This is a genomic window from Candidatus Chlamydia sanziniae (genome assembly GCF_001653975.1).
GTDB classification, from domain to species: domain Bacteria; phylum Chlamydiota; class Chlamydiia; order Chlamydiales; family Chlamydiaceae; genus Chlamydia; species Chlamydia sanziniae.
This window is the reverse complement of record NZ_CP014639.1, coordinates 1,020,224-1,046,544: the sequence shown is the minus strand read 5'-3', so window position 1 is coordinate 1,046,544 and position 26,321 is coordinate 1,020,224. Positions and strand designations below refer to the sequence as shown.

The following is a 26,321-nucleotide window of genomic DNA, read 5'->3' as shown; positions in this document are numbered from 1 at the left end:
AAAATGCTGAAGAGCTAGGCGATTATTGCACATTTTTGAAACATGTTTTCATTAGGTTGTGGTAGGAATACAAAGATAAAAGTTTGTGATACTTTAACTTCTAAACACTTATATCTTGGAGTCGAAAAATAAATACCGACAGTGGATCGATGTTTTATATAGAAGTATTTTCAATTACTAATCTCTCGGCAATAAGGCAACAGCAGTAACATTATTTTTCTTTTTTTGAACAGGGTGGATTGGCTTGAGGTTAGGATGGCTCATTTGATAGCGTGAGGAAAAGAAACGATCGTGTTCCGTGTATGTGCAGTAGTCAGAAATTACAATGTTTGTATTCGAGATACCCAAATCTCGGAGTTGCTTTCTTGCAACAGCGCGAAAATCAAAATGGTTTTTAGGATACATGAAAGGATAGAAAGTAGTAGGAAATAGTGTGAGGTAGTCAGAGTAAATCGCATGATCAGGACCTAGGGAAGGGCCAATAAAGACAAGGAGATCTTGAGAATGTGTATTGTAAGTTTTTTTCATAGCAGCGACAGTAACAGCATAGATATTGCCAAGAAGCCCGCGCCAACCGCTGTGAACATTCGCAATAGCATGGTGTTCTTTATCATAAAAGATGGCTGCTTGACAATCTGAATGCCGAATATGGAGAGCAAGTCGAGGTTGTTGGGTATGGAGGCCATCTCCGGGTTGATACACGGGAGTTTTTTGAGTAACATAGCGCACTGTTGTACTATGGAGCTGGTGTAGGTCACAGTAGTTTTTGGCTTCTAAAATAGGAAAAATTTCTTCATTACTAGCAGCATAAACAAAGCCCTCGTTATCCTGTTGTTTTGAGAAAATACCATGGCGTATTGCAAGACTTGTAAGTTCGTCAAACGTTGCATAGTTAAGAGGGTGTGTGTGAAAAGAAAGCATATAGAATTAGGACTTTAATGTTACTCTGGATCTTTCCATACCCCGTGTTTTTGTAAAAGTCGAATTAATTCTTCGTCAGCATCTTTCATAGGAATATGTGTTTTCACACGCTTATGCTTGACATAGAGATCTATCATTCCTGGTTTGGATCCTACGAAGCCAAAATCAGCATCAGCCATTTCTCCTGGGCCATTGACGATACATCCCATAATGGCAATCTTAAGGCCTGGCAAATGTTTTGTTTTTTTGCGAATGCGTGTTGTTACCTCAGGGAGATCAAAGAGAGTACGTCCACACATAGGACAGGAAATATATTCCGTCTTTACCGAACGCATACCCGCACTTTGCAAGGTCCCAAAAGCAATTTCGCGAATTTTAGGAAGAGGGATATTAGGAAGATCGAGAATGACGGCTTCTCCTAAGCCGTCAAGAAGAAGAGCTCCGAATTCTGTAGCTATGGAAATCGCGGCTTCTTCTTCGTTATCAAAATTACGAGAAAATACAAGTTTCGTAGGTTTTCCTTGGTGCCTCTCTTTTTCAAAGAAATTTCGGCTAGTATGAAGAAAAGGATCTGAAGCATGGAAGTGAATAAAGGGAGCATCATGGACTTGTGAGCTATCCCAAATTTCTTCATTATGTTCATAAAGACAAGGGACTTGGTGATGGTGAAAAACCAAGAAATGTTGTTGTAGGATTTCTATGATAGGGGCTGTGAACATATCTTCTGGGACAATAACACCTTCGGGAGTTGTAAACTCTTTACTTTTTGTTTTAGGGTTTATCCCAAGAGCTTGTAGGAGTTCATCAGAAGTCAAGTCCGTCAAGTGTTTTGTGTAGAGCTTAATAAAGACTCCGTAGATCTTCCCCCATGGAGTGTCTTTGGTGATTTTTTTTGATGCAGCAACCAAGCTTTTGGAGTTTTCTAGAGCAAAGGGATTGGGTTTTGACGGAAGATCTAGGTATATTTTTGTATGGTGTAAGAGGCTTGTACATACAGGGATTTCTGTGGTGGGACATCCAGTTAAGGAGCAGCGTATGGTATCTCCTAGGCCTTCAGTAAGGAGGGTGCCAATGCCTACAGCAGATTTGATAATGCCGTCTATACCCATGCCTGCTTCCGTAACACCGAGGTGCAGTGGATACCGCCAACCTCGGGCATCGAGATCTTTAGCAAGTTGCCGGTAAGCAGCTACCATCACTTTAGGATTGCTAGACTTCATAGAGAAGACAACATTGCGATAGCCCATGTGTTCACAAATGTTGATGTATTCTATGGCAGAGGCAACCATACCTTCAATAGTGTCGCCGTACTTCTGCATAACTCTTTCTGAAAGAGACCCATGGTTGACACCGATTCTCATTGCTTTTCCTAGTCGCTTGCATTTTTCTACAAGAGGGGAGAACTTCTCTTCAAGACGCGATAAACTTTGAGCATAACTTACATCTGTGTAGATTTTTGTCCCTGAAAACATGTTACGTTTATCTACATAGTTCCCAGGATTAATCCGAACCTTGTCAACAAAATCAGCGACATACATTGCAGCTTGGGGAAAGAAGTGAATATCAGCAACTAAAGGGATTTGTAGTCCTAGAGTAAGAAGACGGTCTTTAATCTTTTCACAAGCTTGAGCTTCTGCTAATCCTTGCACCGTGACTCGCACAATCTCACAGTTATGTTCTGCTAACCTGTAGATTTGCTCTACAGTAGCGTCGACATTAGTTGTGGATGTTGTTGTCATAGATTGCATTTTTATTGAATGTTCACTGCCGATATAGAGGTGACCTATTCTTACTGAATGTGTTAAACGTCGTGAAGACTTAGTTCGATTACAAACGATTGTCATGAGAACCTGAACTATTAAATAAAAAGAACGGTCAGCTTACTATAGAGATAACTTATCATGCAAAGTGAATATTTTTTATTCTAATGTTTCAAACAAGACGAGTTTTTAAAGTACTCAAATTTTTTAGAAAAAACTAAAGAGTAAGATTTTCTCAATCTGGAAAACTCAGAATAAATTTGTTTGAAACATCTGATTAAGGCACGAGGACGACTGGATGTACGTCTTTACACACTTCCTGCGAAAGATTTAGTTACTACCTCATCAGGAAATTTAGGTTCGAAAGCTAAGGAGATTTGTTGAATTCTCAGTTGTTGGAGAGAAAATTACAAATATTTAAATATTCACAAAAGAATATGGCTAAGTAAAACATTATTGTCAGAGACAGATGCTGTGCTTATTATGGTCTCAACACTATTAAATAGAAATGGAATTATTTTATTTTTTATAATACAACATTGAAAAAAATTTTTTAATTGTTTTTCACTTAGAAAGTAAGCTTTACGCACCCTCCTTGGATACAACATTGGCAAGCTAAACGTTCTTTAGATATTTCAGCATCTCCTAAGAAATCTTTTTCTGCTTCTGTAAATTCGGAAAGATTTTTATCTCCTTCGAGTATTTCGACTACGCAGGTGCCACAGACTCCTTCTGTACAAGCAAAAGGAATGCCAGCAGCCTCACATGGCGCTATAATATCACTACCTTCTTCTATGTCGAATTCTTGTTGCTCATCTTCATAAGTGATAACAAGTTTAGCCATGACAATTCCTCCGCCAAGTAGGCAAGTTGTTGAGAAATAAAATTCGGAGTAGAGGGATTCGAACCCCCGACCTATTGCTCCCAAAGCAACCGCGCTAACCAGGCTGCGCTATACTCCGTAGAAATTTCTATAAAGCGCAATAACGTTACCATAGGAGAAAATAGTCGACAAGATCAAAGATAGGGCACACTTTTTCACTTCCGGGGTTTTACTTGCAGATATATGATATGAACAGTATGGGGAAGAAATGAGATTCTCTAGGAGGGTGTCTGTATGCCTAAAAAAGGCAACAAAACTTTTGGTATAACTCTACTTCCTTTAGGCATACTCTTATCTGTTTTTCTACCTTTACCCCAGTCTTTTCTTGACTGTGGATTGTGTATCAATTTTGCTTTGTCTTTATTGACAATGTGTTGGGTTTTTTCACGCCACTCTAGTAGCTCTGCAAAGCTTTTTCCCCCACTTCTTTTATATCTCTGTTTGTTTCGCTTGGGTCTTAATCTTGCCTCGACACGATGGATTGTTGCGTCGGGAACAGCTTCTCCTATGATCTTTGCATTAGGTCGTTTCTTTTCTTGCGATAATCTAGGCGCTGCCATTCTTGCCTGCCTTTTGTTCTTTCTCATCAATTTTTTTCTTGTTTCTAAAGGGGCTGAAAGGATTGCTGAAGTGCGTTCTCGTTTTATTTTAGAAGCTCTTCCAGGGAAACAAATGGCTTTAGATACAGATTTAGCTTCCGGCAGAGCTTCTTATAAAGAAACTGAGGATAAGAAATGTAAGTTGATTGAAGAGAGTGATTTTTTTTCTGCAATGGAGGGAGTTTTTCGATTCATTAAAGGTGACACTATCGTAAGTTGGATACTTCTTGCAGTGAATGCTGTTGCGGCTACTTTACTTTCTTATACTTCAGGTTACGTAATCCGAGATTTATGGATTACCGTATTGGGGGATGCTTTGGTGAGTCAAATTCCTGCTCTTTTTACTGCTTCTGCAGCCGCAACTCTTATTAGTAAGGTGGGTAAGGAGCAGACTCTTTTAGATCATGTGATTGAATATTATATGCAGGTCCGGGAGTACTTTCGATTTGTTGCACTACTGATTTTCTCTCTTGTATATATTCCTGGTTCTCCGAAACTACCTATTCTCGTACTTGGAAGTATTTTATGGATTGCCTATAAAAAAGAAGAGCTTGTGTTGTCTGATTCTCCTTTGGAATCTGCCCTTTCCCAGGTAGAAAGTTACTGCCCTCCCTATCAAGCAACAGAGTTTTCTCAAGTTTATGTAGTCGCTTGTAAACAAATTTTCCAGGAACTCGGCATAACGTTTCCCAAACTTACCCAAGTACATTCTGAAGATCAAAATCTTTCTATAAGAATTTTTGATCAAACATTTAATTTATCAGAAATTACCTTGGAGGTCTTCCTTCCCCTATTAAGAAATACAGCGTATGAAACTCTTGATGGAAGGTGTGTTCAACAGTGTCTTGAGGATGCTGAGAGATTTTTTGGCATTCCTATTGAAGAAGTTGTTCCGAAGAAGATCTCTTTTAGTTCTCTCATTGTGGTGACGCGCTTATTAGTAAAAGAAAGGATTTCTTTAAGACTTTTTCCAAAGATCTTAGAGGCAATAGCCCTGTACTATGTTCCTACAGAAAATTTGGAACTGCTTGTAGAGAAGATCAGAAAGTATCTTGGAAAACGCATTGGTAGAAGTTTATGGGTTCAAGAAAAACCTCTAGAAGTAATTACGGTAGACTCTCATGTAGAAGAGTTGATAAGTAATTTATACTTAAGTTCTAAGCCTGTGGTACGAGAAAAAGTTATTGATCAAGTGGACTACCTACTCAAACAGTCTGTTTCTGGGGACTTTCGTGCGATTGTCACAGGTTGCGAAACTCGTATTGAAATGAAAAAAATGCTTGAACCACACTTTCCTGATTTGCTTATTTTGTCTCATAATGAACTTCCCAAAGAAATGCCTATAGCTCTTTTGGGGGTTGTTTCAGACGAGGTTTTACTTCCCTAATTTGTTGAAAAGATTGATAACTATCATTTTATCTATCTAAATATTGTTTAAAAAATATTTTTTAATTAATCTTATAAATAATAAGATAAAAAAAAATTTGTGAAAACACAAGAACCACAGAACATTTCTGCAATTTGGAACTTGTATTGGGAAACTCAGGAGATTGAGTATCGAGATATCCTAATAGAATCCTATTTACCCTTAGTCAAAAGTGTTGTTCATCGTTTGATTATAGGAATGCCTGCACATGTGAAGACTGAGGATCTCTATGCTTCAGGAATAGAGGGATTAGTGCGTGCTGTTGAGCGTTATGATCCTGAAAAAAGCCGTCGATTTGAAGCTTATGCAGTCTTTTTGATTAAAGCAGCAATTATTGATGACTTACGTAAACAAGATTGGGTTCCTCGTAGTGTACATCAAAAAGCCAACAAGCTTGCCCAAGCTATGGATTCATTGCGTCAATCTTTAGGAAAAGAGCCCACAGATCTTGAGCTTTCTGAATATTTGAATATTTCACAACAGGAGCTCGCGGGGTGGTTTGCCTCAGCTCGTCCTGCTTTAATTATTTCTTTAAATGAAGAAAAACCTTCGCATAGTGATGAGAGTTCCGGTATAGCTCTTGAGGAGCGCATCCCGGATATGCGAGCTGAAACAGGTTATGATGTTGTCAATAAAAAGGAGTTTGCTTCTTTTCTTTCCAGTGCCATCCAAGCCCTGGAGGAGAGGGAGCGCCAAGTTATGGCTTTGTATTATTATGAAGAACTTATGTTAAAAGAAATTGGAAAAGTCCTTGGGGTGAGTGAGTCTCGAGTATCGCAAATACATTCGAAAGCTTTAATTAAACTGCGATCCGCATTAGCAGTTTTTCTCTGACTTTATTATAAGCTACTTGCATTACGGAGTTTCAAGATAAGTCCTACGGCGAATAGTATTCCCCCTAAAATACATGCCAGACAAAAAAGGATTTCCTTGGTTAACATCATAACTATGCATCCTGCAAGAATACAGAAACTAGCAAATACATAAAGGATATAGGCAGCATATTTCTTTATCTGTAAAGGTAAAATAGGGGAGCTGCGATGATTTGGAAGTGTAGGTGTGGAAAGTACTGAACCCACTTGACTTTTTGGCATAAAAGAGGCCATAGACCCTCTAAAAAAATGAAGAAACAAAGTTTCATAGTACACTAGAGTATTTTTCTTCTACCATCGAATCTTTTCTTTATTTCCATTGGACGTGCTAACCTTGCATATAAGCACTTTTATGAATAAGATAATGTGTGTAAATGCGTATAGAGTAGAGGGTTGTAATTTATGCAGGCATGGCTACAGTATTTAAAAACTCGTGGAGTTCTTGAAGATTTTTCTGCAGGGCTAGACTCATTTGAAGGGCCTTTATCTGCATATTTAGGATTTGATCCTACAGCACCGGCCTTACATATCGGTCATTGGATCGGGATTTGTTTTTTGAAAAGGCTCGCAGAACAAGGAATCACACCTATGGCTTTAGTTGGCGGGGCTACAGGTATGGTGGGGGATCCTTCAGGGAAAAGCAGCGAGCGTTCTTTACTTGAGAGACACGAGGTTTTGGATAATAGTAAAAAAATTATCCGATGTCTTGCGCATTATTTACCCGGCGTTTGCATTGTAAATAATGCGGATTGGTTTCAAGAGTTTCGCCTCATTGATTTTTTAAGGGATATAGGAAAGCATTTCCGTCTGGGACAAATGTTGGCTAAGGATACCATAAAACAGCGGGTACATGCAGATGAGGGCATGAGCTATACGGAATTTAGCTATTTACTCTTACAATCTTATGACTTTTATTATTTACGTAAGCAATACGGAATACTTTTACAATGCGGGGGTAGCGATCAATGGGGCAACATTACTTCAGGTATAGATTTTATTCGTCGTAAGGGATTAGGACATGCATACGGTTTGACTTACCCCTTACTTACAGATGCTCAGGGAAAGAAACTTGGGAAAACGGAGTCGGGGACTGTATGGCTAGACCCTCAGTTGACGTCTCCTTATGACTTATACCAGTATTTTCTTCGTTTACCTGATAGCGATATTCCTAAGATTGCTCGAACTCTGACTTTACTAAGTAACGAAGAAATTATGGAGTTAGACACGCAGTTTTATACAGATCCTATAGGGGTAAAAAAAATTGTTATTCAAAATATCCTGTATGCTATCCACGGAAACACAGGGCTTACAGAAGCTCAGTCTTTAACCCAAAGTACGCATCCTGGGAGTTTTTCCTCCTTGTCTGAGCGAGATTTTCAGCAGCTTCTAAGAAGTGGGTTAGGAATTTCTTTAAAAAAAGTCGAGGTCATAGGGAAACGGTGGATGGATCTTGTTGTTTCTGCAGGCTTATGTGGCTCTAAAGGAGAGGCCCGTAGGTTAATTGAACAAAAGGGTCTGTACGTGAATAACACTCCAGTTGAGAATGGACAAAGTGTTTGTGAAGAAGACCAGATTTGTTATAACTGCTATATACTACTCGCGTATGGTAAAAAGCGAAAGTTTGTTCTACATCTAATGGTATAGGGAGGGTAAACATTGCAAACGGATATTGGTCTTATAGGCTTAGCTGTCATGGGAAAAAACTTGGTGTTAAACATGAGAGACCATGGTTTTTCTGTTTCTGTGTATAACCGGACTCTTGAGAAAATGCGAACATTTCTTGCGGAACATTCTGAAGATAAAAAACTTTTAGGTTTTGAATCTTTGGAAACCTTTGTCCAATCGTTAAAGAGACCAAGAAAAGTCATGTTGATGATTCAAGCAGGTCATCCTATCGATGAACTTATCCAACATCTGTTACCTTTATTGGAGCCAGGTGATGTGATTATTGATGGGGGGAATAGTTATTTTAAAGACTCTGAACGTCGGTGTACAGAGCTTAAAGAAAAGGGGATTTTGTTTTTAGGGGTCGGCATTTCAGGTGGAGAGGAAGGAGCTCGTTACGGTCCAGCGATTATGCCTGGAGGAAATCCTGAGGCTTGGCCGCTGGTAGCTTCTATGTTTCAAGCGATTGCTGCACACGTTCATGGTCGTCCTTGTTGTTCTTGGATTGGCTCGGGAGGTGCAGGCCACTATGTCAAAGCTGTCCACAATGGTATAGAATATGGGGATATTCAGCTTATTTGTGAGGCTTACGGTTTGTTAAGAAATTATCTTCAGCTCCCTTTGGATATCATTTCAACTATTTTTGCAGATTGGAATAATTTAGAGTTAGAAAGCTACTTAATTCGTATTGCTGCTGAGGTATTGGCTATACGTAATGAAGATGGCGTCCCTGTTATAGATACAATTTTAGATGTAGTTAAACAAAAGGGTACAGGAAAATGGATCGCTATTGATGCATTAAATTCTGGTGTGCCCCTATCTTTAATTATTGAGGCAGTGCTAGCGCGGTTTCTTTCTGAAGAAAAGGAAGTGCGTAAACAGGCATCTCAGGATTTTTCTGGCGTCCCTTCAATTTTTGAAAAACCTCGAGATTCAACAGTGTTTATCCAAGATATCTTTCACGCTCTTTATGCTTCAAAGATCATTAGTTATGCTCAAGGATTCATACTTTTGGGGAAGGCGTCTGAAGAGTATAACTGGGGAATTAATCTTGGGGAGCTTGCTTTGCTATGGCGTGGAGGGTGTATTATCCAAAGTGCGTTTCTAGATAAGATATATCAAGGTTTTTCTCAGCATGTTGAAAACTCGTCTTTGCTTTTCCAAGAGTACTTTCGCTCTGCTTTGCGTAATGCTGAAATAGGATGGCGAAGAACCATAATTGCAGCAATTGGCGCTGGGTTCTCAGTTCCTTGCTTTGCTGCAGCACTAACATTTTATGATGGTTATCGCACAGCAAATTCTTCCATGGCCTTGGCACAGGGATTAAGGGACTATTTTGGTGCACATAGTTATGAACGTAATGATCGTCCTCGAGGAGAGTTCTACCATACAGATTGGGTTAAGACAAAAATAACAACTAGAGTAAAGTAAAAGAAAATAAGATCATCTACGATGATATCATCAAAAGGATGATGAAATTAATGAGCTAGTCGAGTTTGAGTACTTCAATAAAAGCAGTGTTTGGAATGGCAACCTTGCCGAATTCTTTCATGCGCTTTTTCCCTTTTTTCTGTTTTTCCCACAACTTGCGTTTTCTCGTAATATCACCGCCATAACATTTTGCAGTAACATTTTTAGAAAGAGCACGTATAGTTTCTCTTGCTACGATTTTCTTATTGATAGCAGCTTGAATAGGGATCTTAAATAATTGTTGGGGAATGACATTTACAAGTTTTTCACATATATTTCTCCCTCTAGATTCTGCTTTGTCTCTATGAACTAGGCAGGAGAAAGCGTCTATAGGTTCTTCATTGATTAGAACTTCAAGTTTTATAATGGCTCCCTTTCTGTAATCTCCAAGATGATAATCAAAAGAACCGTAACCTTTAGTCACAGATTTTAACTTATCGTTAAAATCTGTGACAATTTCGTTTAAAGGGAGGTCATAGGAAAGTACAAGACGGTTGTGATCAAGTGTCTCTGTTTTTATGCAAACCCCGCGCTTGTCTAAGCATAAGTTCATGATGCCGCTAAGGTATTCCTGAGGGGTAATGATGTTCACCTGAACCCAAGGTTCTTCCACATCCTCAATAATCGCGGGATCGGGATATCCTGAAGGGTTATCAATATGGAGAGTCTTACCGTTTTTGAGGATCACTTTATAAATAACGCTAGGAGCTGTAGCAATGATGTCTAAGTCAAATTCTCGGATAATTCTTTCAAAAATAATTTCGAGATGAAGAAGACCTAAAAAACCACAACGAAAACCAAACCCTAAAGAATGGCTACTTTCCTGTTCTATAGTCAGAGCAGAGTCATTCAGTTGTAGTCGAGTCAGGGCATCTTTTAAAGCATCGAAGTCAGAAGAATCTATAGGATAAATGCCAGCAAATACTACAGGATGGATCTCTTTAAATCCTTCAAGAGCAATTTTAGCCGGGTGTTTTGCAGAGGTAACAGTGTCTCCAATTTTCACTTCATGAACTTTTTTTATATTGGCAATAAAATAACCTACTTGACCTGGGCATAGAGAACCATCAATCAAAGTTGCTTTAGGGAGAAAAGCTCCTACTCCTAAGACTTCAAACGGAGTTCCCTTTGATGACATAAATACAATACGATTGCCTTTGCTCAACTCCCCACTAATAATTCGTACATAAACCATAATGCCCACATAAGGATCATAATGAGAGTCGAAGACTAAAGCTTTCAGAATTGTTTCTTGGGGGGATTGAGGCGGAGGAATGAATTTAATAATGGCGTGTAAGATATCATCAATACCTTCGCCAGTTTTGGCGGAGCAGAGAATGATTTGCGTAGTATCTAGGCCTATGTAATCTTGAATTTGTTTTGTAATCTTTACAGGATCTGCAGCAGGAAGGTCTATTTTATTTAATATAGGAATGATTTCCAAATCTCGTTCGAGTGCAAGGTATACATTGGCAAGACTTTGTGCTTGGACACCTTGAGCAGCATCAACGATTAAAAGAGCTCCTTCACAGGCAGCTAGAGATCGGGAAACTTCATAAGAGAAATCCACATGACCAGGAGTGTCAATCAGATTAAGCTCATAGGTGTCTCCCTTGTACATGTATGTCATGGTTACAGGATGTGCTTTTATAGTAATTCCACGTTCTCTCTCTAGATCCATAGAATCTAAAAGTTGCTCACGCATCTCCCTTTGCTCTATAGTGCTCGTACTTTCAAGGAGGCGATCTGCAATTGTAGATTTCCCATGATCGATATGTGCTATAATGGAAAAATTCCGGATGTTTTCTAATTTATATTCTTTCAAAATATGCTTGAGGATTCTTTGTCTTAGAATTCTTATCTTAGAGAGGCATCTCTTACTTGTCAAATTATCAAAGAATTTTTGCAAATTATTGTTTTTAAGTGATTTATAGGTCTGTTCTTTGGTCCACTTATCGTATGGGAGTAGCTCTGTGCTTTTGATGAGCGGAGAAATAGGGCGTCAGATGGTTTTGGCTTTGCTAGTTATTTATACAGTGTTCACATGTTGTATGAAACAAGTACAAGGTTTCAACCGGACATTACATTAATTATTTAGAATAAGCTTGTGGTATACTAACCACGTCTTAAACGTCCTGCGTAAAGTTTTTGTAAAACCTTCTGTGTATGTGTGTTCCAAACATTCTACTCGCTATTTTTTAATAGAGGTGGACGTCATAAAGTTAATAAGGATTTCCTAGTAATAGATAAAGTTCTTCCTGAAGATTTATTAAAATTATTTTGAATTCGAGATTTTTATTTACAGATAGCCTATAGTCTTACGGAGAAATTGCCTTAAGAGGAGTGCGTATGAGTTTATCTAATATTTCCCCGATACAAAGAAATCAGGATTCTTGTTCTTGTATGCCGTGTTCTTTAAGTGTGCAGATTGCATTTCAGATAGCGATTGTCACGATTCTCTTAATAGGAGTTGCTCTAGCTTTGATATTGCTCACTTTCCCTATTTCCTACATTGTTGGAGGGATTTTAGGAGCTCTAGCTTTGGTCGTACTTATTGTTACAGTCATGCTTATCATCGCCAAAGAAAAGAAACTCCCCCCTGTTTCTACTGTAATTCCTCAGGATTTTCTGCGTGTGATTAGGGATGTTTATTCTCATTGTATTGCTTCATTTGTAGAAGATCAAAAGCTGACTATTAGTGAATTACGTGCATTCATTGATGTTTTAAGAATGCAGGTGTCTCTTGTGGAAAAATTAGCCGCACTTCCGGAAGTTACGAGAAACAAAGTACATTCTTTTGGGCTAGAAAATCTTCAAGAAGTTTTAGAAAATTACCAATGGGCGGATTTAGAGTCTACCATACTTCAACATTGTCCTTTACATTGGCTATATAAGTTTGTGACTTTAGGAGATTTAGAGATTTGTCATCGGGAGGGGTTAACAAAAAAAGATTTTGGATATTTTTGGCTCGGGCCTTTAGGTCAGGCTTTAAAACGTGTGACCATTTTTTCTCCCGCGATTCCAGGTATACTAAAAGAACTCACATATGAGGAAAAAAAATGTTTAGAACGCCATGCGCGCACAGCAACATGGGATGATAAAAACGTGAAAACAATCATTAATCGCCTAATAGATGCATGCCAAAAACATGTATCCGAAATAGAAGAATCACAACGTGAATGTGCACACCACCCCTTCAAGCTAGAGTATACTGCAGAATTACTTCATTCAAAATTGCTACTGCTTTGCTTACATGGATATTCAACTGCACAGTACGATCTTATCCTTAATACATCGCCGCAATTTTGGCATTGGCTATGTTGTTTAGATACAAGAGATCGAAACAGAGATCAAAGCCCATCTACTTTATTCGGGATATGTGCGTTAGGAGGTCTTCTATGTGCTTTAGGTGTATTAGATGAGAGTAGTTCGAAGTACAATGTTAGTTTAGATTTAATGGTCCTGGATACTATAGAAAAAGCTTTAAAAGAACATCAGCCTACGATTTTTCCAGCACAAGGAGAAGGAGAATTACTTTTAGACTTTTGTTGCCAGTATTCTTCGGTTTTAGCACAAGCAATACAATCTGGGAAGCCCACGCAACACTTGCTAAAAGTAGAAGGAGTTTTCCCTTCTTATTCGGTCAATTTTATAACGGGGGCAAGGAGGCGACAGTCTCTCGCTAAAGCCATTCAAGAAACATAAGTAATCAGTAAGCAAAATAAAAGCAAATACGTGAATACTCGTATAACTATAAGGAGCAACTCAGTACAAAATGTGCGATGCTTAGATTATGAAAAAATTCCAAACAATACTTTTTCTTAAGTGTCCTTTTAGCCTTATTGGATGAAGTGCACACTTACACATACTATTCCTTAGAAATTAGTAAAATAAAAAACTTTTTTCTTAAAAGCAGGTATTCGAGAGATAGAGAATATATTTCTTCAATTCCGATCACCTTATTAGCTAAAGTTGCGAATTCTTTTAGTATAATTACATGGTTGAATCTGATGGGATTTTAAGATGTGATCTTTTAAAAAAGTAAGACGTCTAAATGTATCTTATATCCTTTTCCCGAATTTCTTCGTAGTTCCAGTCTCTGCTTATGGAATAACTTGATTATTTCTTAACATACTGAAATTTATGTTTTTAACAAGAGTTTTTATTAAAAATATGTTATATTTTTTTTCTAAAGTAATTTAAAGGTATCTATGAGGTCTTCACCTTTAGCACAACTAGCACAAAACACACTTTTAAACAGTCATGAAAGTAATTACTCATATGCCAGCGATTTTTCTATTAGACAAAAGGTAATTTTAGGAGTAGCGCTAGCCGTTATTTTTGCAATTATAGGGATATTGATAGGCATTTTATGCGTTGCTCCAGTTAGTTATATCCTTGGTGGTACCTTAATATGTGCATCTTTCATTGCTCTCATAAGTGCAATTATCTTGGGAGTGTGTTATTATTTAGGTAAGCCTGCTCCTCAGAAGATTCCCGATAGTTTTCTTCAGGTGTTGAAAGATGCCTACCCTTTAAGTATTTTCGAGTGTGTTATTGAGCAACATCTAGATATCGAGGAATTATCATGTTTTCTTGCCATGCGTAAACAATCAGGGGAAGAACAGAAATCAAAGTTAATTTTCTCCAAGTATGATAAAGTTTTCCTTAAAAAGTTAAATAAAAAATTAGCAGCTTTCGGTAATTCTCGTTTAGAAGGTATAGATTTCTCCCAGCTTGTTAGTGTCGAGGCTTTGCTCGATCGTCACTGTCCTTTGCATTGGCTTTTCCACTTCTCCTTGCTTGCTGAACAACCTGTTTGGAGACAAGAGCAGGTCTTTAATTACGAATTAGGTATCCATCGTTTGCTCGGGCCACTAGCTTATACTTGTAAAGGTAAGGCGAGCATATTTCAGCCTCTAACTTATTATGTTTTTCAAGAACTTACAGAATTGGAGTATCAAAAACTTTGTGATTATGCGATGAATGGAGAATGGAGTAGTGTGGAGGCAAAAGCCATTTATCATACGGTATATAGGAATCTTCAAGAAAAATGGGGGCCAATCCTTAAGCGGGAACAGAGTGTACCCGTACCCTCAGCTTTTTCTTGGACTTCTAATGGATTTATAAATTTTTTACTTCTTTTGTGTCGCCATCATGTGACTTGGGAACAAGCACAGCTTATCTCTTCCCTGAAATTCGAAGAATGGATGACGCTATGTTCTTTTGATTACAGTAAAGGGAATTGTTTTCAGATATTAAGTTTATTGGGAGTCCTAATGAAAACAAATGCTTTGGATAAAGCAACCTGTTTCTACGGTACCTATGAACCTTACATAGCAATGATGACATGGAGCGAATTCAAAACTGCGATAAATGCAAGTTTACAAGCATTTCCGCAACTACGACCTGCCCGTGCTTTAATTAAGGAGCTATCTCAATATACTACTTATTATAAGCGTCAGTTCCAACGTTGTGGAGACTCGCTAGATATAGACAAATTAAGGGTAGCAAAGTTTCAAAGATTTCCTATATATAAATTTGATCGCAAAACTGGGGAAGCAATTCTAGTTAAGGATAACAACATCTGATTAGCTGCTTCTATATTTTTGGATTCAATTGTTCCCTTTGAAGTAACTCTTATGTAGAACAGTATTTTTAATACATACATTGGGGAATGTTATTTTATAATGTAATAGGGGAGAAATGGCATCTTGATAATAATCCGATTGAACGTACATCTAAATTATGTAAAAGAAAATAAAAGTCTCTACTTACCTAAATAGGAGTAAAGACTTTTTTAGAATGCATTCAACAAACTATGAAGAAGCATTTTTGATAGTAGCATTACCCGAAGGAACAGTTTCATTCACACTAGGGGCAACTTCTTGTTCTTCTCTGAGAGCAGATTGAGCTAAGAAAAGTTTGTTCAATTTTGTTGCTGCAACTAACCAAATAGCAATAATGAAGAAGAGGATAATGGCTAAATGAGGTGTCATTGCACCAATGCTACCGCAAATTACCAAGAGTCCTTGCTGAATTAATGCTCCTCCAGATTTACCAAAACGAGCAGCAACAACATCAATAGCAGCTTTCCCTTTAACTTTTTGTTCTTGGTCTAGGGGAATATAGGCCATTTCCTTAGTTGCATCAAAAAGAGCATATTTTGTTGATTTTGATAGAATATTTTGAATGGCACCTACAATCACAGCTAACATTAATGGGGTGGTACCAAACATCGCTATGAGCCCAGAAGCATGTTCTCTAAAAATAACGAGGGAAAAGAAGACAACACCTGTAAGGAACACCATAATAGGAGTAACCAAAGCTCCTGTTAACCAGCCAAATCTGCGAATGACATTACCACCAACAAATAACATTACAGTGACTGAAACTACTCCTGTCCAAAAAGAGAAATTCCCCATGAATTCGCTATAATCATTCATATTCGGATATTGAAGCTTAAGTTGACTTTTCCAGGTCACTTCAATGAGGTTAATACAAATTCCATAGGAGATAACTAGAAGAGCAAGCAGAAGCATGTAAGGAGATCTTACAAGATAAGCAAAGCTTTCTTTCATGTTCATTTTGGGTTTGGTAGATTTGGCTTCTTTTTTCGTTTCTGTAGAATTAGAGAATCGTGGATCTGTTAAAACGTGTTTGTTTGTCCACCAATAGCTAAGCATGATAACAAAACTAGAAACTATGACCATAGACATCAAAAGGTATAGAGAGAAACCCCAAGGATCAATTCCTTCTGAAATAGAAGCACGAAGTCTAGAAGCCCAAATAATTGCACGTCCTGATGCTAAGAGAGCTACATTTGCACCAATTCCAAAAAGAGCATAGAAACGTTTTGCTTCGTTAATTTTAGTAATTTCATTAGCGAATCCCCAAAACATTAGAGATAACATTACGCTTCCCCAGAGTTCAGCTAATACGTAAAATGCTGCAAACGTCCAGTTTCTAAATATAGCGATGAGCCCTAAAAATCCCGTAGGAAGGATAGATTGTAAGTGATCTGCTAAGGCTGTAGGGTGTAAAGTGTCACGTAATGGATAAATTAACGTTGGGAAAAGAGCAAAGAAAAGTAAAAATGGCGTAATTACCATATAAAATAACGCTTGCTTACTAAGAATATTACTTAGCTTTGCATAAATGAGCATAAAAATGACAGCACAGGGAACAACAAGCCAAAATTTAATAAAAGGAATAGCTTCTGCCCCTGAACCAGGAGCTCCTACAATAAGAGTATCTTTAGTATCCCGTAATATCGTATAATTAAACGTAATACAAAAGAACATTAGGAACATTGGCAAAACTTTCTTTAACTCGTGCGTATGTATTGGCCACAGGAAAGAGCGCAATTTTCCAAAAGGTTTTTCCACAGTTTTTGTCATATTTTACCCTCTGAAATAATTTATTTTATGTATTGATTTGTGTAACTTTTAATTAATTTTGTTTAAAATTAGCATGGCTTTATTTTCTTTCGAAGGCTTTTCAGTATATCACCTTTTCTCTCTATTGACAAGGGGAAAGGAGAACTCTACTTTAAAGCAAATTTTTCACAAACAACTTAAACAATAAGTTGTTTGTGAATTTTTTTAATTTAAATAAAGGATGGAGAAGTTTCGATGCCAGGAAAATTGATAGTTTTTACAGCTTCAACGTAGGCATTCCAGAGTTCTACATTGATTAAACCATTTCGAATAGAACGAATTAATTCTCTTTTTAGAGAAGTTAGTGGTTTTTTAGGACTAAAACGAGCAAGTAAATCTTTATCTCCCACTTGTCGAGCTAATTCTAGAACACGTTCGATGTCAGTTTTTGTAAAATTAATGAAATCTCGGCGTTTTTTAGATCCTCTAGGAGCTCGAGGCTTAGGATTGATTGTACGTGGAGTATCAGATTCTAAAATAAAAGTTTTCAACATTTTTAGGAGCTGTTCAGGAGCAACGCTTTTCATCTTTTTCAAAGTGAAATGATGCATATAACCGCCACTAGGGCCAGGAAGATAGCGACACAGATCGTTTTCTTTGTTTCCGCAGACTTTTTTAATAGCTTTCCCGATTAACTTTTCTATGTCTTCTTTTATGTTCGATTGTTCTACGGCCATGAAACCCACCTTTATAATTGACGCTTACGTATTTTTATAAGAAAGAATGTGGCATACTTTCAATTTAATGTTTAGAAAAATAAAATTAAAGTGTTGTTTTAATGAGCAAGCATAAATTATGTTAAACATTCCTTTTTTCGCAAATGTTACTTTCCTCTGAACACCGTTTTGTTACTTAAATAACTCCGAAGAACAACAATCGTAAGAAAGATCGATTTTTTTTTCTATAGCATTTTGTTTTTTATAAATAAATAAGCTTACATATATTATTTAATTAGTCTCAACAATGCTTTTAATTGCGTTTCGTACTTCATAAAATATATTTTGATGGCAATTTATTTTTTTTGCTATTTTCTTACACTTTATTAGTTGCAGCTAAGGAAATAACGGGATTTTTTTGTGGTATTTTTATAACCTTAACTATTTCTCTCTAAGGGGTAGTTAGTTTGTAATAAAGCTTAAAAGAAATGGCTTTGGAGGTGCTAATGCACATATGTGGTATAGTGAAAATGATTCGTTGGATTTGTTGTTTAGGAGCGTGTTGTATGATGTTCGGTTGTATAAGCTCTCCACGTCTAGAATCAAATTCTCGGCCTTGCGTGTTATCTATGAATCGCATGATTCATGATTGTGTTCAAAGAATTGTAGGAGATAAGTTTGGTACTCTTGTTTTGATTGAAGGTGCTTTAGATCCGCATGCCTATGAAATGGTCAAAGGAGACGAAGATAAGATCATGTCGAGCTCATTGATTTTTTGCAATGGCTTGGGGCTTGAGCATACGTTAAGTTTGCGTAAGCATTTGGATGGGAATCCCAAGGCTATAGATTTAGGAGGACGTTTAGTTCAACGAAATGTTTTTGCTCCTCTACAAGAAGATGGAATCCATGACCCACATATTTGGCTGGACCTTAGCATTTGGATAGAAGTAGTAGCAGAGATTTGTCAGGTTTTAATTTCATATTTTCCTGAGTGGCAAAATGAATTTCAAGAAAACACGAATCAATTGATTAAAGAAATGCAGGGATTGGATCTCTGGGCAGAAAAGTGTCTGCATACGATTCCTAGTGAGCATCGGTATCTTGTTTCAGGCCATAATGCATTCAGTTATTTTACACGTCGTTATCTTGCTTCTCCTGAAGAAATCGTAACAGGGGAATGGAAATCGCGTTGTATTTCTCCTGAGGGATTATCTCCAGAAGCTCAGATCAGCATTCGTGACATTATGGTTGTTGTTGATTATATTCGTAGCCATGAGGTTCATGTTGTTTTCCCTGAAGATACATTGAACCAAGATGCACTAAAAAAAATCGTTTCTTGCTTGCAAAAAGACTATACTCTGCATTTAGCTAAACAACCTTTGTATAGTGATAATGTGGAAGAAAATTATTTTCATACCTTTAAGCACAATGTACGTGTCATTACTGAAGAATTAGGAGGAACAGTCATTGAAACAGAATGAAGTCTCTTGGTCTGTCCATGATCTATGTGTAAACTATGATCGTATTGACGTTCTTTGTCATGTATCGTTTTCTTTAGGCAAGGGGACTTTGACTGCGGTTTTAGGTCCCAATGGAGCTGGGAAAAGTACTCTTTTAAAAGCTTCTTTAGGACTGATTCGATCTGCCTCAGGTCGTGTATATTTTTTTGAGAAACAGTTTAAGAAGGTACGGCAGCGAATTGCCTATATGCCTCAACGGGCTAGTGTTGATTGGGATTTTCCTATGACAGTATTGAATTTAGTTCTTATGGGGTGTTATAGCTATAAAGGTATGTGGAGTAGAATTTCTTCAGACGATCGAAACGAAGCTTTACATATTTTAGATAGAGTAGGTTTAGCTTGTTTAGCCAATAGGCAGATAAGTCAGCTTTCAGGGGGGCAACAACAGAGGGCATTTTTAGCGCGAGCTCTAATGCAAAAGGCGGATTTATATCTGATGGACGAACTTTTTTCTGCAATTGATATGGCTTCGTTTAAAACTGCTGTTAAGATTTTACAAGAGCTTCGAGACGAAGGAAAAACGATTGTTGTTGTGCATCATGACCTAAGTCATGTACGAGAGTTGTTTGACCATGTTATTTTATTGAATAAGCGTTTAATTTGTTGTGGACCTACAGAGAAGTGTTTAAATAGTGATACGATTTTTCAGACGTATGGCTGTGAACTTGAGCTTTTAGATCGTACCTTGAAATTATCTCGGGAAAAACAGCTTGGAACCTATTGAGCATGATGCAATGTATTTTTTCTGATTCTATTTTTTTATCTAGTTTTTTTGCTGTCACATGTATTTGTATGACAACAGCTTTATGGGGAACTCTTTTGCTTGTTGGTAGGCAGCCTCTTTTGAGTGAAAGTCTATCCCATGCTTCTTATCCAGGGTTGCTTTTAGGTGCGTTACTTACTCAGCAATTTTTCCCAAATCAAAGCTCTATTTTTTTGATCGTTTTTTTTGGATGCATAGCATCTATTCTTGGCTACGGAACCATTGTCTTTTTAGAAAGAACTTTGCGGTTGCATAAGGATGCAGCACTTTGTTTTGTTCTTGTAGTTTTTTTTGCTATCGGGGTGATTTTAGCGAGTTATGTAAAGAATAGTAGTCCTTTGTTATATAACCGCATTAATGCATATCTGTATGGTCAGGCAGCAACTTTAAGATTTACTGAAGGTATATTAGCTGCGGGTGTTTTTGTACTTTCATTAATGACTCTATGGTGGTGGTATCGTCAAATTGTCGTCACCATCTTTGATAAAGATTTTGCAATAACTTGTGGGTTAAAGACACTTGCTGCTGAGATTACGATTTTAATTTTCACTTCTTTAGTCATTGTTAGTGGTGTTAGAAGTGTAGGGATTGTCTTAATTTCTGCCATGTTTGTGGCACCTTCTTTAGCGGCGTGTCAGCTTTCCAATCGCTTAAGTACAATTTTGGTGATCGCAGTGTGTTTTGGAGGGCTGGCTGGCGCCTTAGGGAGCTATATATCTGTAGCTCTTACTTGCCAAGCTATGATAGGGAAACAAATATTTATGGTTACTCTCCCTACTGGTCCTGTCATTGTAATTTGTGCTGGTATTCTAACATGTTTCTGCCTGCTCTTTTCTCCAAAATCCGGCCTAGTGGTTCGTTGTTTTCGAAAACAGCGCTTTGCTTTTGTTAAGAATCAAGAGCATCTTCTCAAAGTATTTTGGTATTTATTTGATCAAGGTTTAAGCGATATTGGGGAAAGAGACTTTGTTTGTTGTAATAAATATCAAGAATATTTTGGTCCAAAATCTTTTCCAAGATGGCGAGTGAAACTATTACAATGGGAGGGGTTTGTAACGAAAAAAAACGATCGTTATCAGCTTACAGAGAAAGGTCAAAACGAAGTGATAAGATTAATTCGAGCTCACAGATTGTGGGAATCCTATCTTGTACAATCTCTAGATTTTAAAGAAGAGAACGTGCATGGTTTTGCTGAGGAAATGGAGCATGTTTTGACTGAAGAGATCGATTATGCAATCACAGAAATACTCAAAGATCCTTATTATGATCCTCATGATCAGGTGATCCCAGAGAAAAAGAAGGAGGAATAATGTTGCTCATACTTTCTCCGTATCACGGAGTCTCTTTTCTTCAGTTTTTCTTTGTTTTTTTTTCACGCTTGTTTTCTAATAAGTTCTTTTCTCATTTATATATTGATGATGTGCAAGTCATCATTTTTCTTGCCATTGCTTGTTCTGGAGCTTTTGGAGGTGCTTTTTTAGTCTTAAGAAAGATGGCGATGTATGCGAATGCAGTTTCTCACACAGTTCTTTTTGGTTTAGTTTGTGTTTGCTTGTTTACCCATCAACTTACCACCTTATCCTTAGGAATGCTGACTCTTGCTGCTATGGTTACAGCCTTACTTACAGGATTTTTAATCTATTTTATTCGGAATACGTTTAGAATTTCTGAAGGAAATAGCATTGCTTTAGTTTTCTCTCTATTATTTTCTTTAAGCTTAATTTTGCTTGTTTTCATTACTAGAAATGCCCATATAGGAACTGACTTGGTTTTGGGAAATGCTGACGCTTTGACGAAAGAAGATATCTTTCCCGTTTGCACTATTGTGGTAGCTAATAGCTTAATTACTGTCTTTGCTTTCCGTAGTTTGGTATGTGCCTCTTTTGATCCAATATTTTCTTGTTCTTTAGGAATTCCTGTAAAATTTATAGACTATCTGATCATTTTGCAACTTTCTACGTGTCTTGTAGGGGCTTTTAAGGCTGTGGGTGTCCTTATGGCGCTTTCTTTCTTGTTAATTCCGGCATTGATTGCTAAAATTATTGCAAGATCTATGATTGGCGTGATGTTGTGGTCTTTGGTTTTTGGCAGTGCAACGGCATTTTTAGCTCCTGCATGTTCAAGAGCTATTCTTAGTGCTTATGGTGTTGGACTGTCCACTTCAGGTTTATCTGTAGTGCTTCTCACAACCATGTATGCAATTGTGCAACTTTTACAGTACACTAGAAGAATCATTATTAAAAATTTTACTGCAGAAATAGTGTGAATAGAGAATTGACAAGTCTCTAACTGCCGGAGTATGATCTTTTGATTATGTGTAGTTCAGGCTAGTTTAGTTGAAATATTTATCCGTTTTAGGGTCGACAGGAAGTATCGGCCAACAAACATTAGAAGTTGTTAGGCGTTACCCTTCTTGGTTTAAAATTATTGCTTTAGCTGCGTATGGTAATAACCAAGAAGTGTTTTTTCAGCAAGTAGAAGAGTTTTCTCCTGAAGTTGCTGTTGTGTATCGTGAAGATGTTTATTCTGAGGGATGTAAAAGATTCCCTAAGATTCAATTTTTTCTAGGGGACGAGGGACTGCTGGTAGCTACAACAATAGAGAGTGTAGACACTGTGGTTGCCGCTTCTTTAGGGATAAAAGCGTTACCCGCTATTATAGAAGCTATTAAAAAAAAGAAAATTATTGCTTTAGCAAATAAAGAGATTCTTGTTTGTGCTGGAGAAATTGTTGCTCGCTATGTAAAAGAATATAATGGAAAAATCCTTCCTATAGATAGTGAGCACAATGCTTTGTATCAATGTTTGGAAGGGCGTGATTTAAAAACCATAAAAAGACTTATTCTTACGGCTTCTGGAGGACCCTTTCTCTACAAGTCCTCAACAGAACTTGCATATGTGACAATACAGGATGTTTTGAAGCACCCTACCTGGCGTATGGGGCCAAAGATTACTGTGGATTGTTCAACATTAGTGAATAAGGGTTTTGAGATTATTGAAGCTCATTGGTTATTTGGTCTCCAAGATGTAAAAATTGATGCTGTGATACACCCTCAAAGTTTAATCCATGGGTTAGTAGAATTTTTGGATGGCAATGTAATTTCTATTATGTATCCTCCTAAAATGCTTTTCCCTATACAATATGCTTTAACAATGCCTGAGCGCTTACCCGCTCCTCAAGAAGGTATAGACTTTTCTATTAACCAAACATTAGAATTTTTCCCTATAGATGAGCAACGCTTCCCTGGTGTTTGCTTGGCACATCAAGTATTGCGAGATGGAGGATCTTCAGGGAGTTTTTTTAATGCTGCAAATGAAGTTTTAGTAGAAAGATTTTTAAAGGGTGCAATTTCTTGGTGCGAAATTTTGCAAAAATTAACAACTCTTATGGAAGGTCATAAAGTTTATGCCTCTTCTTCAATAGAGGATGTTTTGGCAGTAGATGATGAAGCTCGAGCTCTTGCTCAAGAAATATAAGCTGGTGGTTTATGACGATAATCTATTTTATTCTGGCAACCTTGGCGTTAGGGGTTCTAGTATTGATTCATGAATTAGGTCATTTGCTTGCGGCAAAAGCTGTAGGTATGGCTGTCGAAAGTTTTAGCATAGGCTTCGGATCAGCTTTATTTAAAAAACGTATTCGCAATGTGGAGTATCGTATTGGTTGTATTCCTTTTGGTGGGTACGTTCGTATTCGAGGAATGGAGTGTGCTAGAGAAAAAAAGAAAAATCCGGATTCTGAGGTCTCTGTTTATGATGTACCCAAAGGTTTTTTCAGTAAGGCTCCTTGGAAGAGAATGATCGTATTATTCGCTGGGCCTCTAGCCAATGTTTTATTGGCATTGCTTGCTTTTGGTGCGTTGTATCTTTTTGGGGGTAGGAATAAAAATTATGGAGAGTGTTCACGTATTGTGGGCTGGGTACACCCTATTTTGCAGTCTAAGGGGTTGCAAATAGGTGATCAGATTCGTTTTTGCAATGGTAAACCTTATGAAGGAGATAAAGATGTCCTGACTGCAGCTTTATTAGAAGGACAACTTACTTTGGATGTTGTCCGCCCGAGTTATTTGCATACACCTGTTCAGCATTTTTCTATTCAAACAGAGTTTGATCCTATTAAAGAAGGAGTTCCTTGTTCAGGGGCGAGTTATCTTGTCTATCGTAATCATATGCCTATGTCTGAGAGATCTCCTATGCTTACTGCAGGTTTACAGGTTGGTGATCGTTTAGTGTGGATGGATGGAATGCTTCTTTTTTCTCCCACTCAGGTTTCTCAGATTCTTAATGAGTCTTATGCTTTTGTTAAACTATCTCGTGAGGGGAAGGTCTTTTTTTCCCGTCAACCTAGGGTACGTGCAGGAGTCTTACACTTTACTCCCTATGTCCGTAATGAGCTTATAGATACCCAATATGAAGCAGGCCTTAAAGGGAGATGGTCTTCTTTGTATACCCTTCCTTATATCATTAATAGTTATGGGTATATTGAAGGAGAACTGCATCCTATTGATCCAGCATCTCCATTGCCTCAACCTCAAGAACGGTTGCAATTGGGGGATCGCATTCTTGCCATTGATGGGACTCCTGTTTCTAGTAGTGTGGATATTTTACGTTTAGTTCAAGATCATAAAGTTTCTATTATAGTACAGAAAATGAGCAATCTAGAACTAGAAGAGGTAGCCTCTTCTCATGCTGATGAGCATTTTATTGCTTCGTATCATCCCGAAGATCTACAAAAAATATTAAATACTTTGGGAGAAATGCAACCGCTACGTGTTTCTGGAGAATATTCTCTTCTTGACCCTATACAACCTCATCCGTGGGTGCATATTTATTCTGAAGAGTACTTGGATAAGCAACGCAAGATGGCTAGGAAGATAAAAAATAAGGATAAACGAAGGCACTATTTAGATCGATTGGATATTGAAAAGCAAAAATTATCGCTAGGAATCCCTTTAAAAGATCTAGCAGTGAAATATAATCCTACTCCTGGCCTTTTAATCGTTAATATAACTAAAGATAGTTATGCGACTATTCAGGCTTTGGTAACAGGGCGTTTAAGTCTTCAATGGTTATCTGGACCTGTGGGTATTGTTCAAATTCTACATACAGGTTGGTCTTTGGGATTTTCTGAAGCTCTTTTTTGGATTGGTTTGATCAGTATGAACTTGGCTGTTTTGAATTTGCTTCCTATTCCTGCTTTAGACGGTGGTTATATTCTCTTATGTTTATGGGAGATGATGACCAGAAAACGGTTGAATATGAAGATAGTAGAGAAGATTCTTATACCCTTTACTTTTTTGCTCATCCTCTTTTTCATTTTTCTTACTTTTCAAGATGTATTTCGTTTTTTGAGGTAGAGTTCCATTTCTTGGGAAACCCTGAAAGATTATAAGGTCTTGAACCAAAGCAATGGATAACATAAATATCTTGGTTTTGGTATGGGTTTAATCTGGAGTTTTTTTGTTTATTTTCCATGACTGTTTGTTCTAAAGCTTTTGGAACTTGTTTAATTGCTGAGGTTTTACTGCCATCTTTTAAGAATGTTTGCATTAAGTAAAGGGCTTTTCTGTCTGTGATGATATAGGTATGGTTGGTGTGAAGAACGTAGGCTGTGTGTGGTGTATCTAAGTAAGTTTCTATAGTACAAACTTTACCGTCATTTTCATATTCTAAACGGAAAGGAATAAAGCGACTTCCTTTATTACCGCTAAGAATGAGCACATCAACAGCAGAGGGGAATTTTCCAGCGTTGAGCATTTTTTGTGGGCAATAGGTAAGTAGTTGTCTTCCTAATTTTCCTCCGAAGATAATTTGTACAATACCTAGGCGACGGTAACGTCTTGCTAACGTAGATCCTGCATTTGGAGGGGCCATAAGGATAGCTTTACCTTTTCTGGCTTCTTCTGGGCAGTCGGGACGTGTGAGCGCGGCACGGACAATGATGCCCCCAATAGAGTGAGTAACAAAGTTTATGGGAACACCGGGTTTGAGTTCGGCAATCTTTCTTAATAAACGGTTTAGGTGTTGGGCGTGTCTTTCTAGAGTAAATTTACGTGTTTCATAGTTCCAAATAAAAACATCGTAGTTTTCTTTTTCTAATACGTGAGCGATAGGTTTTAAAGATCTGTAAGAGCGTAAAAATGCGTGTAAACAAACTACGGATTCTTTTTGCTGAGAAGTTTCTTTAATTCCTCCAATTCCTAATGGAAGTGTTTGGATTACAGAAGTATTAGCAAAAAGTGGATTGCCTATAGCTAAAAATAGGAAAGTTAATAAAAGTTTCTTCATGTATCACCGATATAACTATTTTAAATAAGTTTTTCATTAAAAAAGAACAGATTTGTATTA

At 37.5% G+C, this 26,321-nt stretch carries 20 protein-coding genes and 1 tRNA gene; 12 read left to right on the top strand and 9 right to left on the bottom strand.

The features are described 5' to 3' along the window. Positions 1-177: 177 nt before the first annotated feature. The 4 genes from pgeF to Cs308_RS04540 all read right to left on the bottom strand — a co-directional run bounded on the left by pgeF (position 178) and on the right by Cs308_RS04540 (position 3,643). On the bottom strand, positions 178-921 hold the full coding sequence (pgeF, locus tag Cs308_RS04555; protein WP_066483092.1) for a peptidoglycan editing factor PgeF: 744 nt from the start codon (positions 919-921) through the stop codon (positions 178-180). A gap of 20 nt (positions 922-941) precedes the next feature. Beyond that, positions 942-2,765, bottom strand: coding sequence for a 4-hydroxy-3-methylbut-2-en-1-yl diphosphate synthase (locus Cs308_RS04550; RefSeq protein ID WP_066483090.1), 1,824 nt, complete (start codon positions 2,763-2,765; stop codon positions 942-944). 484 nt (positions 2,766-3,249) lie between these two features. Further along, positions 3,250-3,525 carry a 2Fe-2S iron-sulfur cluster-binding protein gene (locus Cs308_RS04545; RefSeq protein WP_066483088.1) on the bottom strand — a complete coding sequence of 92 codons (276 nt, stop codon included), beginning with the start codon at positions 3,523-3,525 and terminating at the stop codon, positions 3,250-3,252. A gap of 43 nt (positions 3,526-3,568) precedes the next feature. After that, a tRNA-Pro gene (locus Cs308_RS04540) sits at positions 3,569-3,643 on the bottom strand. A gap of 155 nt (positions 3,644-3,798) precedes the next feature. Between Cs308_RS04540 and Cs308_RS04535 the strand changes: the two genes are divergently transcribed. Continuing rightward, positions 3,799-5,550: an FHIPEP family type III secretion protein gene (locus Cs308_RS04535; RefSeq protein WP_066483085.1), complete on the top strand. Its 1,752-nt coding sequence runs from the start codon at positions 3,799-3,801 to the stop codon at positions 5,548-5,550. 99 nt (positions 5,551-5,649) lie between these two features. Beyond that, positions 5,650-6,423, top strand: a complete 774-nt coding sequence (locus Cs308_RS04530; RefSeq protein WP_066483083.1) for a FliA/WhiG family RNA polymerase sigma factor — start codon at positions 5,650-5,652, stop codon at positions 6,421-6,423. A 5-nt stretch (positions 6,424-6,428) separates the two neighbouring features. Here Cs308_RS04530 and Cs308_RS04525 read toward each other — a convergent pair whose 3' ends face one another. Continuing rightward, on the bottom strand, positions 6,429-6,683 hold the full coding sequence (locus Cs308_RS04525; RefSeq protein ID WP_156506738.1) for a hypothetical protein: 255 nt from the start codon (positions 6,681-6,683) through the stop codon (positions 6,429-6,431). 180 nt (positions 6,684-6,863) lie between these two features. On the opposite strand from Cs308_RS04525, the gene tyrS reads away from it, so the two are divergent. Both tyrS and gnd read left to right on the top strand, forming a co-directional pair. Then, entirely contained in the window at positions 6,864-8,105 is a 1,242-nt protein-coding gene (tyrS, locus tag Cs308_RS04520; protein WP_066483079.1) for a tyrosine--tRNA ligase, read from the top strand. Positions 8,106-8,117: 12 nt separating this feature from the next. Then, positions 8,118-9,557, top strand: a complete 1,440-nt coding sequence (gene gnd / locus Cs308_RS04515; protein WP_082905018.1) for a decarboxylating NADP(+)-dependent phosphogluconate dehydrogenase — start codon at positions 8,118-8,120, stop codon at positions 9,555-9,557. Between the two features lie 55 nt (positions 9,558-9,612). On the opposite strand, the gene lepA is transcribed toward gnd, so the two are convergent. Beyond that, entirely contained in the window at positions 9,613-11,421 is a 1,809-nt protein-coding gene (gene lepA / locus Cs308_RS04510) for a translation elongation factor 4 (protein ID WP_066483076.1), read from the bottom strand. 524 nt (positions 11,422-11,945) lie between these two features. On the opposite strand from lepA, the gene Cs308_RS04505 reads away from it, so the two are divergent. Further along, positions 11,946-13,301 (top strand): DUF1389 domain-containing protein, encoded by a 1,356-nt coding sequence (locus Cs308_RS04505; protein WP_066483073.1) that lies wholly within the window; start codon positions 11,946-11,948, stop codon positions 13,299-13,301. 506 nt (positions 13,302-13,807) lie between these two features. Further along, positions 13,808-15,187 (top strand): DUF1389 domain-containing protein, encoded by a 1,380-nt coding sequence (locus Cs308_RS04500; protein WP_066483070.1) that lies wholly within the window; start codon positions 13,808-13,810, stop codon positions 15,185-15,187. 228 nt (positions 15,188-15,415) lie between these two features. Here the strand turns inward: Cs308_RS04500 and npt1 are convergent, their stop codons facing one another. Both npt1 and ddbA read right to left on the bottom strand, forming a co-directional pair. Beyond that, positions 15,416-16,996 (bottom strand): NTP/NDP exchange transporter Npt1, encoded by a 1,581-nt coding sequence (npt1, locus tag Cs308_RS04495; protein WP_066483069.1) that lies wholly within the window; start codon positions 16,994-16,996, stop codon positions 15,416-15,418. Between the two features lie 209 nt (positions 16,997-17,205). Then, positions 17,206-17,712 (bottom strand): DNA binding protein DdbA, encoded by a 507-nt coding sequence (ddbA, locus tag Cs308_RS04490; protein ID WP_066483067.1) that lies wholly within the window; start codon positions 17,710-17,712, stop codon positions 17,206-17,208. 485 nt (positions 17,713-18,197) lie between these two features. Between ddbA and Cs308_RS04485 the strand changes: the two genes are divergently transcribed. The 6 genes from Cs308_RS04485 to Cs308_RS04460 all read left to right on the top strand — a co-directional run bounded on the left by Cs308_RS04485 (position 18,198) and on the right by Cs308_RS04460 (position 25,330). Continuing rightward, entirely contained in the window at positions 18,198-19,172 is a 975-nt protein-coding gene (locus Cs308_RS04485) for a metal ABC transporter solute-binding protein, Zn/Mn family (RefSeq protein ID WP_066483476.1), read from the top strand. Next, a complete protein-coding gene (locus Cs308_RS04480; protein WP_066483064.1) occupies positions 19,159-19,935 on the top strand; it encodes a metal ABC transporter ATP-binding protein in 777 nt (258 codons plus the stop codon). The genes Cs308_RS04485 and Cs308_RS04480 overlap by 14 nt, the downstream gene beginning before the upstream one ends. A gap of 2 nt (positions 19,936-19,937) precedes the next feature. Beyond that, on the top strand, positions 19,938-21,284 hold the full coding sequence (locus tag Cs308_RS04475) for a metal ABC transporter permease (protein WP_066483062.1): 1,347 nt from the start codon (positions 19,938-19,940) through the stop codon (positions 21,282-21,284). Then, on the top strand, positions 21,284-22,240 hold the full coding sequence (locus Cs308_RS04470) for a metal ABC transporter permease (protein WP_066483060.1): 957 nt from the start codon (positions 21,284-21,286) through the stop codon (positions 22,238-22,240). The genes Cs308_RS04475 and Cs308_RS04470 overlap by 1 nt, the downstream gene beginning before the upstream one ends. Positions 22,241-22,310: 70 nt before the next feature. Continuing rightward, positions 22,311-23,450, top strand: a complete 1,140-nt coding sequence (dxr, locus tag Cs308_RS04465; protein WP_066483058.1) for a 1-deoxy-D-xylulose-5-phosphate reductoisomerase — start codon at positions 22,311-22,313, stop codon at positions 23,448-23,450. 11 nt (positions 23,451-23,461) lie between these two features. Beyond that, positions 23,462-25,330, top strand: coding sequence for a site-2 protease family protein (locus Cs308_RS04460; protein WP_066483053.1), 1,869 nt, complete (start codon positions 23,462-23,464; stop codon positions 25,328-25,330). Here the strand turns inward: Cs308_RS04460 and Cs308_RS04455 are convergent. After that, a complete protein-coding gene (locus tag Cs308_RS04455; RefSeq protein WP_066483051.1) occupies positions 25,296-26,261 on the bottom strand; it encodes an esterase/lipase family protein in 966 nt (321 codons plus the stop codon). The two genes, Cs308_RS04460 and Cs308_RS04455, sit on opposite strands and share 35 nt — an antisense overlap. Positions 26,262-26,321 lie beyond the last annotated feature (60 nt).

What these genes read in the sequence shown, in the direction of transcription:
- pgeF (WP_066483092.1), bottom strand. Translation starts at nt 921, where the DNA reads ATGCTTTCTTTTCACACACACCCTCTTAACTATGCAACGTTTGACGAA.
- Cs308_RS04550 (WP_066483090.1), bottom strand. Translation starts at nt 2,765, where the DNA reads ATGACAATCGTTTGTAATCGAACTAAGTCTTCACGACGTTTAACACAT.
- Cs308_RS04545 (WP_066483088.1), bottom strand. Translation starts at nt 3,525, where the DNA reads ATGGCTAAACTTGTTATCACTTATGAAGATGAGCAACAAGAATTCGAC.
- Cs308_RS04535 (WP_066483085.1), top strand. Translation starts at nt 3,799, where the DNA reads ATGCCTAAAAAAGGCAACAAAACTTTTGGTATAACTCTACTTCCTTTA.
- Cs308_RS04525 (WP_156506738.1), bottom strand. Translation starts at nt 6,683, where the DNA reads ATGCCAAAAAGTCAAGTGGGTTCAGTACTTTCCACACCTACACTTCCA.
- tyrS (WP_066483079.1), top strand. Translation starts at nt 6,864, where the DNA reads ATGCAGGCATGGCTACAGTATTTAAAAACTCGTGGAGTTCTTGAAGAT.
- Cs308_RS04505 (WP_066483073.1), top strand. Translation starts at nt 11,946, where the DNA reads ATGAGTTTATCTAATATTTCCCCGATACAAAGAAATCAGGATTCTTGT.
- Cs308_RS04500 (WP_066483070.1), top strand. Translation starts at nt 13,808, where the DNA reads ATGAGGTCTTCACCTTTAGCACAACTAGCACAAAACACACTTTTAAAC.
- npt1 (WP_066483069.1), bottom strand. Translation starts at nt 16,996, where the DNA reads ATGACAAAAACTGTGGAAAAACCTTTTGGAAAATTGCGCTCTTTCCTG.
- ddbA (WP_066483067.1), bottom strand. Translation starts at nt 17,712, where the DNA reads ATGGCCGTAGAACAATCGAACATAAAAGAAGACATAGAAAAGTTAATC.
- Cs308_RS04485 (WP_066483476.1), top strand. Translation starts at nt 18,198, where the DNA reads ATGCACATATGTGGTATAGTGAAAATGATTCGTTGGATTTGTTGTTTA.
- Cs308_RS04475 (WP_066483062.1), top strand. Translation starts at nt 19,938, where the DNA reads ATGATGCAATGTATTTTTTCTGATTCTATTTTTTTATCTAGTTTTTTT.
- Cs308_RS04470 (WP_066483060.1), top strand. Translation starts at nt 21,284, where the DNA reads ATGTTGCTCATACTTTCTCCGTATCACGGAGTCTCTTTTCTTCAGTTT.
- Cs308_RS04460 (WP_066483053.1), top strand. Translation starts at nt 23,462, where the DNA reads ATGACGATAATCTATTTTATTCTGGCAACCTTGGCGTTAGGGGTTCTA.
- Cs308_RS04455 (WP_066483051.1), bottom strand. Translation starts at nt 26,261, where the DNA reads ATGAAGAAACTTTTATTAACTTTCCTATTTTTAGCTATAGGCAATCCA.